Here is a 16,218-nt window from a genome sequence, read left to right as displayed (position 1 = left end):
AGCGTCATCCGCGCTGTCGTGGGCGCTGCTTCTCGCCCAGCGACTTGTCGTCAAAACGGCAGAACAAGGTCGTGCTCACTGATTGTCCTGGTCACGGTCGGCTCGGCGTCAGGCCAGGCACCGGGAATCGCTTCGATCGCGCGTTGAAGATCACCTTCCGTCTGACCTGTTACAACCAACTCCGTCCCCTCGGAGCCGGGCTCCAGACGCAGCAGCAGGCCAGCGGCAGAAAACCACCGGACTCCCGGTCCCATCGGCTCAAACCACGCCGGATAGGGCGGCAACGGGACACGCGCGAACTCCGTTTCTAGACAGGCAACTACCTCAGGGGTCGCCTGGCATGCGCGCCCTTGTCGCCACCTGCCAACGACAGCCTCGCTCAGCACGGTTTCGACACAAGCCAGCGACAAGCGATCGAGAAAACGACGCCGTCCGGAGTTCGGCAGGCGATCGGAAAACAGAGCGACCGGTGGGTCCTCCCGATGCAGGTCGGTCAGAGACACACCCCAACCGGCGCAGCCTTGATTCTCACTGCGGAAGACCAGAAGTTCGCCGGAAGGGTCGAACAGCAGCTCCTCCGGCTCCAGCAGCGGGTCCTGCTGCGCAACCAGATCTCGCCGTCGACCGAACAGCGTGTACGCCTCCCGGAGAGCAACAGGAAGGTGAACGCCGAGGCGGTCCTCAGCTCTCTGTACTTGATCCAGCGTGAACCCATCAGCCGGTGACAACGGAGTGAACCAGGAGGCGGCAAAAGCGCTGACAAATGCCCACGCATCCGCCCGTTCCCTGCACCCACCCGCCAGGAACTCAGCTACGTCGAACGTGTCAGACATGCCACTGACCCTATGCGGTTGCCAGCCTTCCGCCGATCGACATTGCGACACGACGGAGTGCCCATCACAGCGGACTGAAACGGAAGCCTGAGCAGTGGCCGCGGGACTGAACAGAAGAACTTGACAGGGAAGACCGCCTCGGTGGTGTCGCGGCGTCTGATCTTGTACCAAGCTCTCGATCCGGGGAGGTAGCGCTGGTTCATTCCCTTCACCAGGATCCCCTCCACTCCGGAGACGTCGGTCCACGTCTCCAGCCACTCCCTCGCCTTGGCGAGGTCGGTGGTCATCGGGCACAGCGTCCACGGCGCGCTCAGCTGGTGGGTGTCGAAGAGATCCTCGAGGATGCGCCGGCGCTCACGGTAGGGCCGGGTGAGGAGTTCGGTGCCGTCCTGCTGGAGGACGTCGAAGGCGATGAAGAAGGCCGGGGTCTTCGCGGCCAGTGCGGCGGCGGTGCGCCCGCGGGCGGCGGCCCGGCGCTGGAGCGCTTCGAAGGACAGGCGTCCGGCTGCGGTGTCCCAGACGACGAGTTCGCCGTCGAGGACGAGGCCGTCGGGCAGCTGCTCGGCGGCGGCGACCAGGTCGGGGAAGCGGTCCTGGACCAGGGAGCCGCGCCGGGTCTGGAGCAGCACCCGGCCGCCGGGGCCAGCGGGGGTGAAGAGGATGGTGCGGTGGCCGTCGAACTTCTGCTCCAGGGCCAGGCCGCCCGCCAGGACACCAGGTCCGGGGACGGACTCGCCGGCCTGGGCGAGCATCGGCTCGAAGGGAGGGGTCAGGACCACTCGGGGTTGGCCTCCTTCACCGCCACTCCGGGCCTGGCCCCCAGCGTCACCGGCCGGGCGCGGTCCAGCGCGCAGGATACGGCCAGAAGGCCCCGCGACGTCAGGCTCCGGGGTGGGCAGGCTTCTTCTGTGACTCCGGGAGCCGGGCGCGGCACTCCTGGCAGAGGGGGTTCCCGCCGACTCCATATCGACAACATGTTCGGTCTGTTGACTGCACCAAGTTAGAGATGCAGTGGTGTTCAGGCTCGTGGATGCTGAGGATCTGGGGCAGCTGCGCCTGACCGTCGACCGCCCGCGGGGCACTTCACCCGCCCTGGGGCGCGGCGGTGTCGCGCGCGACGGGGATGTGGATGGGCTCCTGGAGGTAGAGCCCGGAGAACCCGCGCTCGTCGAGCGCGCGGGCGAGGTGGGTGGGTGGGTAGATGATGCGGTCGCCGATGAAGTTGGTCGTGGCGATCCGCATGCTGCTGGCACACCGAGGCGTGGGACGGCCGACGTACGGCCGTTCCACGCCTCGGGGGACGGCCTGCTCGGTCAGGGTGCGTTCAGTCCGAAAGCCTGGCGGCTGGCGTTGCTGGCGCCGGGGCTGTGGATGTTGTTGTTCGTGGTGATGTTGTTGAACATCGGGATGACGCCGGTGAGGTTGACGGGGAGGATCGACACGGGGCTCCCGTCTCCGTCACCGTCTCCCTCGTCTCCGCCGCAGGTGCCGCCGGTGATGGTGGTGGGGTCTTCGGCCGTGTCGCCGACGTCCCCGGGGACGAGCGCCACGGCAAAGTTGTCGACGGTGCACGGGGCGTCCTCGGCGACGTTGACAGTGAAGGTGAGGGTGTAGCCCTCACCGGGATCCAGCGGCTCGCTCTCGCAGTTGACCCTGTTGTCCCCCTCGAAGGTGCACGAAACGTTTACATCCGAGTCGATTACCGTCCCTGTGACGAATGTGACCCCTCCTGTCTGGATGGTGTCTTGCATGACCGTCCCGCTGGCGGTCGTCTGATCGCCTGGGTTGGTGACCGTGATCGTGTAGACGCCCTGCCCGCCCCTGGGGAAGCTGCCGGAATGCGTCTTTGTGATGTCGATCAGGGCCCGGGCGGACGCGGGGGTCGCCCCCAGGGCGAACGGGAGGGCGATGCCCAGTCCCAGGACGGTGGCGAGGGCGGACATCCGCCGCCTCAACGTGTGCGTGACCATGCTGGTCTCTCCTGTCGTGTGAAGGTCGCCGTGCAGCGGCCCCGCCCGCGAAGGGAGGGGGGAGCGCAGTTCACACGGGACGCCTGCACGACAGGAACGCATCAGAGGACGGCCTGATCACGGGCGCGGTCGCCGGTTCACTCGACCGCCTCGCCGCCGGGCGAAGTAAGCGGTGTCTTCGCCATCGGCCTTGCGTACGACGGTGGCGTGCTTGATGTAGACGGTCTTGCCGGTCTTCTCCGCGAGCCGGAGCAGCGGGTCGGGCTGACATCCTTTCGCGTCCACCCATTCGTTGAGCTGACCTCACCGGCGGTGGTGCAGAGAAGATGGCAGCGCACGCACGGTCCGGACTGGGATGGGGCCCAGGTCGCGACCGCGGGGCGTGGGGTGGGGGTGCTCATGAGCGGATTCCTCTCGGCGGCGGCACTGTAGTGAACCGTTTCGCCGACGCGGCATTCCCGCCGACACACAGCGGCAGACGGACGCCACAAGCAGTCACCAGACCGTGCTCCAGTATCTGGGTAGCAGGGGTCCCGGAAGGGGTGCAACACGGCGGTGCAACGCGCTCGCGCAACAGCGCGTTGCACGCGTTGCGCCAGGTCAAGACTGCAACACACGGTTGCGTTCGACCGCGTTGCACCGCCCGTGTTGCAGGGGACCCGCGTGCAGACGGCGGGACTACCTCCTGCCGTCCGCGCCCCAGCCGCCGAGGAAGTCGGCCAGGGCACAGCGCTGGTCTTCCTCGCGGGCGATCTGCTGCGCGAGCACGGTGCGGTCGATGTAGGGGTCGACGGCGGCGAGGACCAGGCGCTGGAGTTCGGCCGGCTCCAACGCCTCCACCTCCCACTGCACCGGGCGGCGGAAGTCGAAGCTGTAGCGGCGGGCCAAGGCCGGCCACCTCGGGTCGCCGCTCTTGCCCTCGGTCGCCGGGAGTCCGTACGCGCGTACCTGCTCATCTTCTTCGCGCTCGGTATGTCTCATGAGACATCCAGCCGACGCAAGCCGGTGCCTGGATCTGCAGGTTACTGAGATTTGATGCGTGATGTCGCTGGGTCGACGTCTTGAATTGCGAAGACGAGGGTTCGCCGCGCGGCATCATGCGAAGATCACCAGTAACGGGCTCTCCCGCATTGGTCGTAAGGCGTGTTGGCCTGGCTCCTGGGGGAAGGGCCCGCTTCGCGGAGCTGCGCTAGTAGTAGCCCTTCGTGCCGTCGAGTAGCTCCCGGACGATGTCCGCGTGCCCCGCGTGTCGCCCCGTCTCCTCGACGAGATGGATCAGTATCCAGCGGAGGTTGGCGCTGCCGTCGCGGAAGTCGGGGTGGCGGCCGACATCGTCCAGGTCGGCCGCGGCAACGATCTCGTTGCTGCGGGTGCACTGGGCCTCGTACTCCGCGAGGAGCTCTGCGAGGGAGCGGCCGTCGGTGTGCCAGTCGGCGTTCTTGCTTGACTCGTCGAATGCGGGGTTCTGCTTCTTATCGCCGCCGAGGAACAGCACTTCCAGCCATATGTGCTCGGTCCAGCGCATATGGGAGATGAGACCGGCCATCGTCATGGCCGGTGAGGTCGGGATGACCGGACGGCGCGCGTCCTCGTCGCTCAGCCCTTCGCATTTCCAGCGCAGGATCTGCCGCTGCAGGTCCAGCCAGCCGATGAGCGCGGTGCGTTCGTCCGCTTGGAGCGGGGGGCGTTTCAGTTCCGATGACATGCCGGCGCACGCTACCAGGGCGGTCGGGAGGGGGCGCCTGGATGACGGGCTCTTCCGCGATTTACGATCTTGGTCACGGTTGGGGACAGCGGGGTATTACTGCTGATCTTCGCATGATGCCGCGGGGCGGGCCCTCCTCTTCGCAGTTCAAGGCACCCAGTGACATGACGCATCAAACCTCAATAGCGGGGCTGACGACGCCGGCGGGGCCGGATCGGGATGACGGTGGTTGAGACGTCCCTGGCGAGCTGCTGGCGGAGGGCTTCGTTGTCGTGGTGGAGGGCAGCGATCGCGGTGGCAGCGGCCTTGAGCTTGTTCTCCAGGAGGGTGCATTCCTGGGTCTTGGCGGCCAGCCGCTTCTTCAGGTCGGCGATGGTGGCGTCGCGCTGGGACTCGCCGGGGGTGGTCTTGCCGTGGGTGGCGATGTGGGCGTCCCAGTCGGCGAGGACGGCGTAGGCGCGGTTCATTGTGGCGCGGCTGATCTGGGCTTCTTTGTAGAGGTTCTCTTTGGTGAGGTTGATGATCTCCAGTTGTTTGCGCCCGTGCGAGTCGTAGAAGGGCAGCTGATCGGAGGTGATCATGCTGTTGCCGCACCGGTCGGGGCGGCAACGTTCGTGGAGGGGCCCCACGTGGCCTTCGGGAACGACGGCGTTTTCCAGGCAGACGGCGCCGACGGGGTTGGTGTGGTCGGCGGTGCAGTGGTTGAGCGCGCCGAAGCGGATGTGGATGCGAGCGGTGTGCAGGAGGGTGCGGGCGTCGCGGTTGCGGGCCTTGACGGTGGCGGTGATCTTGTCGAAGGTGTCTTTGACGCGGTCGGCTCCGCCCCCGAATCCGATCTCCTCGCCGGCGGTGCGGCGCTGGTAGAGGTCCTTGATCTTGCGGAACTTGGCGCTGTCGAGAGCGGTTTGCAGGTATTTTGCCCACTGCTTGTCGGAGGCCGCGTAGCCGCGGGTGCTGGCGTTGGCCAGTGCGCGGGTGGCGAGGTGCTTGAGCTGGATGCCGGTGGCGATTTCCGAGCCGGGGAACTGGTCGGCGAGCATCGCCATTGTCTTGCGGAACATGTGGGGGCGGATGTAGGCCGGAGGGATCTCATCGAGCCCTGACCAGCGGCGTTCAGCATTGACGGTCGCCACGAACGACTCCAGCATCTTGACGCCGTCGATGGTTCCGTCCGGGCCCGTGATGTGGACGGGAGCGAAGACCCGATCGGGGTGGCTGGAGATGGCTTCGGCGACGACGAGGGCCTCGGCGACCGGGTCGGCGATCCACCAGTGCTTGCCCGGCCGGTCAACCATGCCCTTGATCTTGGTCGATGCGATCGCGGGGGTGCTGTAGTGCTCGACGACGGACTCGCGCAGGATCTCGTGGATTTCCGAGTCGCGCATCATGGACAAGCCCACGACCAGGGCAAATGCAGCATCACGAAGCGCCGTCTTGAGTTCGATGAGTGGCCGCGGGCCGATGCCGGGGTGCCACGGGCCTGTGCTGCCGTCCGGTCGGGTGACCTGCACCAGTTCCCCACTCAACGCATGGGGTGTAAAGCGGCCGGCGGCCACTGCGTTCTCGATCAGAGCCCGGCGCCCCTCTGCCGCTGGGCTGAGCTTGTTGGTGAGCATCGTGCGGCGGCGAGCCTCATAGCCGAGGAGCAGGGTCATCAGGTCCCAGTTCACCCGTGGTGCTTTCCCCTCGACGGTCGCGGCATGGACGGGAACGTGTTCCGAGGATCGGCCAGCCAGGCCCGCAAGCGGGAGTCGGCGCCCTTCACCGAGGGCTGGGCGGCTGCGTGGAGCTCGCGTAGCCGCTGGTCGGCGCGTAGGACGTCGGGGGCGAAGGTGTGGATGTATGCCCAGGCTGCGCGGATCAAGGGGAACCACGCCTCCGGGGGAACGGCGGGCGTGGAGATTCCAGCTGGGGTGGTGAGGTCCACTACTGCCCTGGCGCTCTGCCCGGGCCAGGGATCCCCGGCGGGCCAGGGCAGGCTCAGCGCGGGCTTCACCGTCGCCAGGGTCTTCAACGCGCTCACATGTCCCGCGAGTGTGCTCTTGGCGGTGCCGTTCGCGGCCAGGTCGCGGATGCGCTGACGCAGGTCGTCCGACGTCCAGGTACCGGGATGAGCGGGGAGGCCGTTCTCTTGTCCCCATCGGGCCAGCGTCCGCAGGCGAGAGGCAAGTTGGATCAGGGTCTGTGGGTCGGCAGGGGCGCCGAGGGCGACACCGTGCCGCAGGACGGCCGGGTGGTGCGGGTTGGACAGCACCATGAAGAACTCGCGCGCCAGGCGGTTCCAGTACGGGTCCTCCAACTCGATGCTGAAGCAGACCTTCCAGCCGCTGACGTACACATTCGCGGGACGCTTGAGTGCGGCATTGAAGTCCCATACCTCCCTGTCGCCGAACACGGGACCACTGGCATCGGGCAGAAGTGCCCGGCCCCGCAGGACAGGCTCGTCGTCGCGGAATAGCGACGGGCGTCGCTGTTGGGGCAGAGGCTGGGTCATGCGTCGAACTCCGTGTAAGCGCTCAGCGGCAGGTCCAGAGTCGCCCGGCTGGCTTCGATGTGCTCGCGGGCCTGGGCGAGCTCCGTCGGCGTACGGTCTTCCAGCACCGCTCGCAGGTTCTTCCAGCGCTGTCCCCAGACCTTGTCAAAAACCTGCGGGGGCAGCCGGGAACGCACATGTTCCAGGTGTGTCCTGAACAGCAGCAGCTGCGGCAGGTTGGAGGGAGGAATCCACGCGTTTCCGCATTCCAGGCAGCTCAGGGGCGCGACCGGACACAGTTCCCCCGGACGCCCGAAGGGCGACTGCCGCGGGCTCCTGCAGTGGCTGACGCCCATGTCGAGCTGGCCGTTCATGATGTCCTCGGCCTCTTGGACGGACAGTCCGGCGGCGCGGAGCAGGTCACTCTCGACCTCGCTCTCGGCGCCGGCGACCACAGTGGGGCCGTCGACCCGGGTGAGGGCCTGGTCGAACCAGTGCTGCTGAGCGGTGACGATGGTGCGTCCGGACATGATCCGCAGCGTGGTGCCCTGGGCGTAGTGCCCGGCGAATGTCTCCTCCGTGTGGTCGTCCGCCGCCGCGCTGATCCGTCCTCCGGTGACGATGGCCTTCTCCACCTTCGTGGATTTGCGCAGGCGTCCGATGTGCCGGTCTCCCTGGATCTCGACGCCCATCGCCTCGGCCCAGTGGCCGAACCCCTCGCTCGTGACCGCGGGGTTCCAGCGGTCGAACACCAGGCGGTAGTCGCCCCGGACCGTGGCACGGACGAACAGGGTGTCGGTGACGTCAGCGGCGTTCGTGCGGGCGCGCGCGGTGAGGTCCAGAAGCTGGCGGACCACTTCGCTCGCCTCCCGTCGCGGCATGTCCAGGGTGACCGGTCGTCCCTCCGCGTCGTCGTCCTGTGGGGGTGACACGGCCGCGGGGGCCTGGTCGCGGAAGGCCCGGTGGCGTCGCCAGCCCGCGCGCTGCTTCAGCAGGGTCAGCCGGACGCCTTTGGGCAGGAACTCCACGTCCGACTCACCGAACGCGGTGACCTCCTCGGAGGCATGCCCGGTGGCATCCATCAGCAGGACACGGAAGGCTTGCAGGTCAAGGGTGGTCGGATACAACTGGGCGACGAGGCGACGACACAGCTGGAACCGTGCCATGGATCTGCTGGAGGTCCCGTCAGGTCTGGCGGCGAGAGCCTGCAGGGGCGCCGGCCACTGCCGCAGCGGGGGGACCGTTTCGCGCATGTCGCCAGGAGTGATCTGCTCGTGGGCCAGGCCCCAGAGGAGGTCCGGGATGCTGGTCCAACTTCCCTGGTCGGGATGGCGCCCGGTTGCCGCCAGCGCCCACCCGTCGTCCAGGCGCTTGCGGGTGGCGTGAACGCTCTGCCAGGCAGCACGGACCAGGGCGCGCTTCTCCTTCCGCGCGAACTCGTCCCGCTCCGTCGACTCGCCGGTGCCGATGAGCACGGCGCGGCGACCCAGGCGGGCCAGCGCAGGGGCGACCGCCCGGTCCCGGTGGTCATCGCGACGCACGATCAGCAAGTGCATCGCCGAAGCCAGCGCTGAAGGAACCGTGGATCCCGGTTCACAGCCTTCGGGCAGAGCGGTCTCCCAGGCCACCAGTGTGTCGAACAGCTCCGGGTCGCTCAGGCTCGCCTTCTCGGCCGCCGGCCCGAGAGCCGTGTCGACGTATCGGCACAGACTGTCGATCGCCTGCCGGTAGTACTTCGTTTGCGACCCGAGGGCGGTGACGGCCACGTACTCGACCCACTCGTCCGCCAGCTGCCCGGCCAGCCGCGAACAGACGTAGGCCGCAGGATCAATACAGAGCAGGTTCCGGGGGATCTGGACAACGCGGGGACCGACTCCGCCCGCCGGCACCGGATTCTCCAGGGCCGCCAGGAGACGCTCACGCTCCTGCTTGGTCCGCCCCACCGTCACCGACCGCCGTTCGTGCTGGCAGCGACGCCCGCGAGAGCATGGGCTGCGAACTCGGCCTAGGTGGCATCGTCGTCGCCCACCCAGCCCCGAAACGCAGCCTCGAACTCGTTGACCAGGTCATCTGTGTACTGCAGGTACTCATAAGTGGTCGATGGATCCGCATGCCCCAGTCTGCGGCTGACGATCAGCAGGGGGTTGTGGCGGATGTGCCCGGTCAGATAGGTGTGATGGCGGCGACTGCGGGCCTTGGGGTCCGGCTCCTCGCCATCCATTAGGTTCTCCAGGTAGGTCAGCAGTTGCAGGGCGTGAGTGTGCCTCAGGTCGTGCCATCTCCACCTGCGTGCGGGCAGGTGCGGCGTGGTGGAGTCGGCGAGGGCGGTCATCCACTCCCAGGCCCGGTGCCGGTACCCCTTCCAGGCGTCTGCCCCGGGCATCAGCCCGCCCCGGCAGACGAACAAGGTGAGGGCCTCCAGGCCGAACTCGCCCTCGTAGACAGTGATCCGCCGCAGCTTGGCGGACATGGCCGACATACGGAACTCGCGGTCGACGCCATCCAGCGTTCCGCGCACCACGCCGCCAGCGACGTCGACACCGGCGACGACGAACAGGTCGCGGGCCTTGCGCTCCAGGGTCCTGGCGGCGGCGCGGACGATGTCCGGACGTTCGAGCACGCAGAACAGGTCAGCGGACGCGGCAGCGTCTTCGGGGACGTAGAGGGTGCGGGTCTTGCCGTACTTCGCGCACGCCTGCACCTCGAACTCCGAGCTGCCGCCCTGCATCCCGGGCCACAGCCCCATCTCGGGCAGCAGCACTGTGGCCCACTCGCGCCATCGCGCCCCCGTACCCAGGGCCAGGTCCGACCCGGCCCGGTTGCGCAACGGAGCCCAGCCCCGGTAGCCCCGGTTGACCTGCTCGTCCGGCAGCTGCCCGCCCAGGCCGACGTCGCGGAAGTACCGGTACTGCTCGAAGGTCAGGTGCCGGATGTCCATGTTCGACCGCACGCCCGGAGCCAGGGCGTTCCGGCCTCGGGCCGCCAGCCGCACCGGCTGGGCCGGCAGCGAGCCGCGCGCGACGAGGAAGCCGTAGAGATCACCAGGATGGATGCCTCCTTCCCCCAGGTCCTGGCGGCGACCGGCTTCTTCTGCCACAGACGCCGCCAGTTGCGGTAGGCGACCAAGTCGGCCTCCGTCGCGGACAGGACATCGCTGCCCAAGCCGGCGAGATAGCCGGGCCGCCATCCGCCCGTAGTCCCGCAGCGTGGTCTCGTCGAGCAGTCCCGTGGACAGGTACCGGCCCCACTCGGACAGAGCGGGCAGCGGCATCATCGTCCAGGAATACCGGCATGCCATCCAGCAGTCCCCGCCGCTTCAGCAGCGCGGCCACCTCTTCGGCCGAGACCACCTCACTGTCGAGGTACCGGCCCAGCAACCCCGACTGTACGAAGGCGAGCTCCACCCTGATCCCTCCCGGGGCCACGGCGCACTCCCGTCAGCCCAACTGCCTCATGTCCCACCCGTCACTGGGACTGAACCACAGGCTCCGTGAGACAGAAATGAACAGCGGAAAGAACTCATCAGTCAAAAATTCCACTGGCATGTGCGGACCGTAGGCAGGCCCGACCAATGACCGACGATCTTCGTGCGAACCCGCACAGCGGAGTGATCATCCGTGCTAGAGGACCAAGATCAAGTGCTTAGCGTTAATGGCTGTTCCGTTGGTCCCCAAGGCCGGGAGTGCCGAGCATGCGCCCATGGCCGACAGCCGCCGCCCTGTACCCCGCGCATTGCCAGATCGGCCGGTTCCACCAGGGCCAGCAGTGCCGGGCGTAGTCCCGGGTCCAGGTCGACCACCCGTTTGCGGCCACCACCGACCCGGCGCACCCGCCCCAACGGGGCCTCACCGGAGTCTAGTTCGGTGACGCCCCGTGACGCCGTTGCCTCGCGCACGCCAGCGGCCCGGGCGACCAGTCTGATTCCGCCATGACCGATGGACCGGGCCTCGGCCGCCAGCAGCACACGGCGCTGGCGCTCATCCAGATGCGGCAACAGCACCATGAACTTCGCCGCCAGCACCGCCGCTATGTCTTCGATCGCTTCCATAGCACACCAACGACCATCAAACCGGGGAGCTGCGGGTAAATGATCTGCAAGCCCTAACTCCGCGGTCTTGGGGTCCTTCCTCGGTGCGGCCCCCGACAGAGTTCCTCTCATGAGTCCCATCTGCCCCCCTGTCACCACCCGCCGCATCCCGGGGGAACCTCAATGGGGCTATTGAGCCGAAACCGATGGGGTTCCCGGCTTGTTGGTTGGCTGTGATCGAGGGTGGGGGCGTGGTGGCGAGGTGCCGGGACGCCCTACCGGCCCCTACGGGCAGTTGATGGTCGCGCCGGCGCCGATGTTGGTGGTGGTGCAGGTGTCCGTGCCGGCGCCGCCGTCGACTTGACCGTCGGCGGGACCCACGATCAGGGTGGTGCCCCCGATCCCACGGATGATGTCATCCCCATCGTCGCCCTCGATGGAGCTGGGGACCCCGAACGCGCCGAGACTCACCGCTTCGATCACATCTGGACCCGCACCACCACGGACTAGGCCGGCGTCGTCAACACTGCCGACAGTGATGGCATCGGCGCCGTCGCCCCCGTCGACGCGATGCCGGTCCCTCACAGCTGCGATGGCGCCGGTGGTGATGGTGTCGTTGCCCGCGTCTCCGAGGACGACGCCGATTCCTGTGACGGACCCGGTGGTGATGATGTCGTTGCCAGACCCGCCTGCGGCGAGTCCGCCCAGGACGCTCCCGGTGGTGATGGTGTCGTTGCCCGCGCCTCCGAGGACGTCGCCGTCGCCGGGGCCGATGAGGGGGCCGGGGGCGATGTCACCGACGATCCTGATGGTGTCGTTCCCTCCGCGCCCGTCGACGGTGAAGTCGACGGAGCCCGCACAGATGATGACGTCGTCGTCCTCGGTGCCGGTGTTGCCAGGGAGGCCGTTCACGGTACATACAGCCTGCGCGTGCGCGGGCGGCGCCAGGGCCAGAACACCGGCGGGCAGCGCCAAAGCGGCAGCCAGGGCGCCCAGCCGGGTACGACGGGATCTGACGGACAGCGTCATGGATGTTCCCGCTTCCTGTATGGGTTACCGGGCGGCAACCCGGCTGGCGCGCCGTGCGGACCTCCCGGTGCCACCATCTATCTACCATCTGGGCATACCTGCGCAAACCACTTGTTAACGGGCAGTCAACGCCGTTGCTTGAACTCGTCAAGTAGTTCGTGACATCGGGGCAACACGGTCGTTGGGCCTGGTATGCATCCGTGAGCGTTTTCAGCGTGGCCACTGATCGGGTGACGCATGAGGTTGAGGTGAGGGCCGCAACGCACAAGGCCCCCGTGCCGTTGGGGGAGGTGTTCGACGTCTCAACCCACCGGCACAGGAGCCCTGTTGGTTCCCTATCCTGCCGCACTCGACCTACCGCATGCCCTCGTCGAGTGGGTCACGGAGTGGGTCACGATGCTCATCGCCACCCGTGAGGGTGACCGACGGTGCAAGCTCCCGCCGCACCAGCGGGCGCTCGTCGCTCTGGTGTACCTGCGCCGCCACGACACCCTCGCCCGGATCGCGTCCGGTTTCGGGATATCCGTCGGCACCGCCCACGCGTATGTCACCGCCGTGACCGGCCTGCTCGCCGACCGGGCCCCGGGCCTGCTCAAGACTCTGCGCGAGCATGATCCGGAGTTCGTCCTGCTGGACGGGACCCTCGCCGAGTGCGACCGAGTCGGCGACAGCCGAGCCGATTACTCAGCCAAGCACCGCCGGCACGGCGTGAACGTCCAGGACCTCACCGACCCCTCCGGTGAGGTCCTGTGGATCTCGCCCGCGCTGCCGGGCCGCACCCACGACCTGACTGCAGCCCGCACCCACCACATCATCCGGATCTGCGAGCGTCAGGGCGTCCCGATCCTCGCCGACCGGGCCTACCAGGGCGCCGGCCACTGGGTCACCACCTGACTCAAACGGCCACCGGGCGGTGAACTCACCCTCACCCAGCGCACCGTCAACCGCGCCCTGGCCGCGGCGAGGGCACCGGTCGAACGCGGCATGGCACGGCTGAAGTCCTGGCAGATCTTCCGCAGATCCCGCATCAGTCCCAACCGCATGACCGTCATCACCAAAGCTGTCCTCACCCTGGAGAGGCAACGCTGAAAACGCTCAGTGACAGATGCAAGGCGAACTCCGCAGCCATGCATCAACCGGAATGGAATGAGGGGATGACATCCGACGGCGCATCAGATGATCAAGAAGATCCTACGGCGGATCCGATTGACCATCGCGTACCCGCTGATCAACTTTGGTAGCTGTTCATCCATCGCCGCTATGCCGGAGACTGCCGCCATCACCGGGCTCCAGCGGGCCGGGGGCACCTGCTCGCCGAGATCGACGAGACCGGACTCGCTCGGCTGCGAGCGGCCCGCGAGGTTGCCTCGATGGCGATCGGAGGTCGTTGTCCGAGGCGGGAGTGCCGAAGCCTGGTTGTAGCGGCTGGCCCCCGCCTCCAACCGCCGCCCCCACCACGACCTCACTCCCGCCCAGAAGACCGCCAACCGCACTCGCCCGAACCCGAGCCCCGGTCGAGCGCGGCGTCGCCCGGCTGAAGACCTGGCGTTGTGTGTTGGACGCGTCTGGCATCGGTGCGATCCGGGGCGCAGGCCCTGCCTGCAGGTGCACTGGCGGGGCTGGAAGTTCAGAGTTGCACGTGAGTACTCCAGGCGCGGGAAAGGGCTTTGAGATCGTTCTGACGTTACGCGAGCGATTCCTGCGGGCGTCGCAGGTGGCAGTCCAGGATGTGGATGTCGCTGCGGAAGGGGGCGAAGCCGATGCGGGCCCACGTCGCTGCGAGCTTGGCTTCGGCTTCCCGGCCCTGCGCCTTCGACAGCTTCCGGCCGTCGGCCGGGGCGGGCTGGCAGACCACGGCGGCGCAGCCCTCGGACAGTCGGCGGATCGCCGCTCCTGCGAGCATCGGCCCGAGGCCGAACCCGCGCCAGGCCGGCTCCAGGACGACGCGGTCCATGACCAGCAGGTCGCCGACCGGGTTGGCGAGGGTCTCCTCGAAGTCGGGGGCCCACTCGCCGGAGTCGACGTCCAAGACGGCCTGTCCGATGTGGCACAGGTCGCCTGTGTAGTCGTCCATGGCATGCCAGGGATTGTCCGGACCAAACATCCGCACCCGGACGAACGACATCCGGCCCACCCGCAGGTCCTTGAACGCGTCGAGGTCGTTCTCGTCCGCGTCCCCGCCGGCCTGAGCGGCGGAGGCCAGCGTGTCCGCGTCGATACGGGCGTGCACCGTCCACACCTCCCGCGTCTCCTCGAAGCCGTAAGGGACGACGGGGTGCTTGTGCTGGTAGATCAGGGTAATGAGCGCCGGATCAGCGGGAAGCCGGGAGACATCGGGCAGCGCTACCGTCACGACGCGACGGTAGCGCAGCGGTCCGTCGCCGCGCCGGGGAACAGCCGTACAGCCACAGCGGGATCACCACACCCAGCGGGAGCCGTGATGATCGGGGTCCCCTGCCTCACCGGAGCCAGCCCAGCCAGCCGTTCCCCCGCCGACGGCCTGGGCGCGCCAGGGCGGGAGAGCGAGCGTTTCGGGGACCTGAATCCTCAGCAGCTGGTAGGGGGTGAGCAGTCCGGTATCGACGAGCTCGGGGCGTTGCACGGCCGGGTGGTGGGTGCCGAAGGCCGGCTGGGCGGGCATGTCGACGTCCCAGATGACGAGCGCCTGCCGGTCGCCGGGGGCGGGCAGGTCGCGGGGAATGGGCGGGGTGGCGATGGGAGAGAGGCAGGTGCGGGCGAGGATGCCGTCGTCGTAGTGGATCGCGGCGTGCAGGTTGTCCTGCGTGATGACGCCTTCAGCGGTGCGGCGGGCTTCTTCGACGACAAGGTGTTCCCAGTACGGCAGGTGGTGGTCGCGGTGGCTGCGGGCGATGAGGACGGTGTCGAGGTGGCGGACCACAACCAGGGCGCCGGGGGGCTGCTGCGCCATCCATGCAGCCAGTTCGCCCGCGACGCCGTCCAGCCGGACGCCTGCCCTGCCGCTGCGGGTGGGACGGATACTGAGGCCGGCGAGCGGCCCCTTGCTGACCATCCGCCAAGTCCTGACCGCCTGGTGGAGGCAGGCGGTGTGGGAACCGAGGAGCAGGCAGGCGGGGCTTGCGGCCTCGTGGACGGCCACGGCATCCGTCATGGTCTTGTCCGCCCCAGCGGGCATGGTGAGCAGTATGCGGCTCCCGCCCTGGAACGGGATGTGCGGCAGGGCGTTGCAGTAGCTCCTCCCCGTCCTGTTGCAGTACGTCGAAGGCGACGAAGTAGGCAGGCCAGCGGGCGGCCAGGGAGGGGGCGCTGCGGCTGCGGGTGGCGGCCCGGCGCTGCAACGCCTCGAAGGAGAGCCGGCCCGCCTCCACGTCCCATACGAGCAACTCTCCGTCGAGGATCAGGCCGCCGGGGAGCTGCTGCTCCGCGGCCGCGACCAGGTCGGGGAAGCGGTCCTGTACGAGGGACCCGCGCCGGGTCTGGAGCAGCACCCGGCCGCCCGGGTCGGCCGGGGTGAACAGCAGCGCCCGGTGCCCGTCGAACTTCTGCTCAAACGCCGCGCCGCCCGCCAGCACCCCCGGGCCCGGGACCGACTCCGCGGCCTGCGCCAGCATCGGCTCCACCGGCGGCCTGAGCACCATCCCCGAGCCCTCCTCGCCGATCCGCGCTGCCCAGGGCCAGCCTGACCTCTGCAACGGGCCGCAGCCCGGCAGAAGACGCCGGACGGCATAGCGGCACCCCGTCCGGCTCGTTGGTCCGGGCATGACGACAACCGACGAGAACACCAGCACGACGACCACGCTCGAGGAGCTGCGCCGGCTGATGGCGCTGCCGGTCGGCATCGTGTGGATGTGCCGCGCCTGCCCGCAGCAAGGGCACACCGTGCACCCGAGCGTGGACGCGGCCCGGCACGACGCCGTCCGCCACGCCCTCGCCGTCCACCGCGACTCCGTCGCGCTCGCGGACATGGACCTGCGCCTGGTTGACGACCGCGACGTGGCCGTCCGTCGGCAGCAGCGCCTCCCCGGCGCCGGGGCACGGACCCTGACGCCAGTAGAGGATCTCTTCACGCAAGAACCGCTGTCCGACGCCCAGGAGCAGTTCCTGTGCGACGTGCTCGGATGTGACCCGCAAGCCCGGGACCGCCGACGCCGCCTGGCATGACCCGCCCGTCGGCTGCTGGGAAGCAACCCGTCTAGCGGGGA

At 68.3% G+C, this 16,218-nt stretch carries 13 protein-coding genes and 4 pseudogenes; 2 read left to right on the top strand and 15 right to left on the bottom strand.

Translation table 11 applies throughout. The annotated features are described in order from the left end of the window. Positions 1-50 precede the first annotated feature (50 nt). The 12 genes and pseudogenes from OOK34_RS00265 to OOK34_RS00210 form a co-directional block, all read right to left on the bottom strand. The gene (locus OOK34_RS00265) at positions 51-833 is read right to left on the bottom strand and encodes an SMI1/KNR4 family protein (RefSeq protein ID WP_267031813.1); all 783 of its coding nucleotides are present in this window, start codon (positions 831-833) and stop codon (positions 51-53) included. Then, complete coding sequence (locus tag OOK34_RS00260; protein ID WP_267031812.1) at positions 812-1,612, bottom strand: hypothetical protein; 801 nt, start codon at positions 1,610-1,612, stop codon at positions 812-814. Before OOK34_RS00260 ends, OOK34_RS00265 begins: the two co-directional genes overlap by 22 nt. A 307-nt stretch (positions 1,613-1,919) precedes the next feature. Next, positions 1,920-2,075, bottom strand: a pseudogene (locus tag OOK34_RS00255) (LLM class F420-dependent oxidoreductase); the annotation flags it as partial. Between the two features lie 71 nt (positions 2,076-2,146). Next, positions 2,147-2,803 (bottom strand): hypothetical protein, encoded by a 657-nt coding sequence (locus tag OOK34_RS00250; protein ID WP_267031811.1) that lies wholly within the window; start codon positions 2,801-2,803, stop codon positions 2,147-2,149. Between the two features lie 678 nt (positions 2,804-3,481). After that, the gene (locus OOK34_RS00245) at positions 3,482-3,784 is read right to left on the bottom strand and encodes a hypothetical protein (RefSeq protein WP_267031810.1); all 303 of its coding nucleotides are present in this window, start codon (positions 3,782-3,784) and stop codon (positions 3,482-3,484) included. Between the two features lie 208 nt (positions 3,785-3,992). Beyond that, entirely contained in the window at positions 3,993-4,508 is a 516-nt protein-coding gene (locus OOK34_RS00240; RefSeq protein WP_267031809.1) for a DinB family protein, read from the bottom strand. A gap of 179 nt (positions 4,509-4,687) precedes the next feature. Next, positions 4,688-6,178 carry a hypothetical protein gene (locus OOK34_RS00235; RefSeq protein ID WP_267031808.1) on the bottom strand — a complete coding sequence of 497 codons (1,491 nt, stop codon included), beginning with the start codon at positions 6,176-6,178 and terminating at the stop codon, positions 4,688-4,690. Next, positions 6,175-7,002, bottom strand: a complete 828-nt coding sequence (locus OOK34_RS00230; RefSeq protein ID WP_267031807.1) for a hypothetical protein — start codon at positions 7,000-7,002, stop codon at positions 6,175-6,177. Before OOK34_RS00230 ends, OOK34_RS00235 begins: the two co-directional genes overlap by 4 nt. Further along, positions 6,999-8,930 carry a hypothetical protein gene (locus OOK34_RS00225; protein ID WP_267031806.1) on the bottom strand — a complete coding sequence of 644 codons (1,932 nt, stop codon included), beginning with the start codon at positions 8,928-8,930 and terminating at the stop codon, positions 6,999-7,001. Before OOK34_RS00225 ends, OOK34_RS00230 begins: the two co-directional genes overlap by 4 nt. Positions 8,931-8,986: 56 nt before the next feature. After that, positions 8,987-10,078 carry a hypothetical protein gene (locus tag OOK34_RS00220; RefSeq protein ID WP_267031805.1) on the bottom strand — a complete coding sequence of 364 codons (1,092 nt, stop codon included), beginning with the start codon at positions 10,076-10,078 and terminating at the stop codon, positions 8,987-8,989. A gap of 648 nt (positions 10,079-10,726) precedes the next feature. Further along, positions 10,727-11,029: pseudogene (locus OOK34_RS00215) on the bottom strand (ISAzo13 family transposase); the annotation flags it as partial. A 264-nt stretch (positions 11,030-11,293) separates the two neighbouring features. Next, positions 11,294-12,037, bottom strand: coding sequence for a hypothetical protein (locus tag OOK34_RS00210; RefSeq protein ID WP_267031804.1), 744 nt, complete (start codon positions 12,035-12,037; stop codon positions 11,294-11,296). A 327-nt stretch (positions 12,038-12,364) separates the two neighbouring features. Here OOK34_RS00210 and OOK34_RS00205 point away from each other — a divergent pair. Continuing rightward, a pseudogene (locus tag OOK34_RS00205) lies at positions 12,365-13,126 on the top strand (transposase family protein). Positions 13,127-13,721: 595 nt separating this feature from the next. Here OOK34_RS00205 and OOK34_RS00200 read toward each other — a convergent pair. From OOK34_RS00200 to OOK34_RS00190, 3 genes and pseudogenes are all read right to left on the bottom strand, one after another. Further along, positions 13,722-14,390 (bottom strand): hypothetical protein, encoded by a 669-nt coding sequence (locus OOK34_RS00200; RefSeq protein WP_267031803.1) that lies wholly within the window; start codon positions 14,388-14,390, stop codon positions 13,722-13,724. 63 nt (positions 14,391-14,453) lie between these two features. Beyond that, entirely contained in the window at positions 14,454-15,191 is a 738-nt protein-coding gene (locus OOK34_RS00195) for a hypothetical protein (protein ID WP_267036937.1), read from the bottom strand. A gap of 52 nt (positions 15,192-15,243) precedes the next feature. Then, a pseudogene (locus OOK34_RS00190) lies at positions 15,244-15,627 on the bottom strand (ATP-dependent DNA ligase); the annotation flags it as partial. Positions 15,628-15,775: 148 nt separating this feature from the next. Here OOK34_RS00190 and OOK34_RS00185 point away from each other — a divergent pair. After that, positions 15,776-16,177, top strand: coding sequence for a hypothetical protein (locus OOK34_RS00185; RefSeq protein WP_267031802.1), 402 nt, complete (start codon positions 15,776-15,778; stop codon positions 16,175-16,177). Positions 16,178-16,218: the final 41 nt, after the last annotated feature.

Origin of the sequence: Streptomyces sp. NBC_00091 (genome assembly GCF_026343185.1) — a bacterium.
Classification (GTDB): domain Bacteria; phylum Actinomycetota; class Actinomycetes; order Streptomycetales; family Streptomycetaceae; genus Streptomyces.
This window is presented reverse-complemented; position numbering and strand designations above follow the sequence as displayed.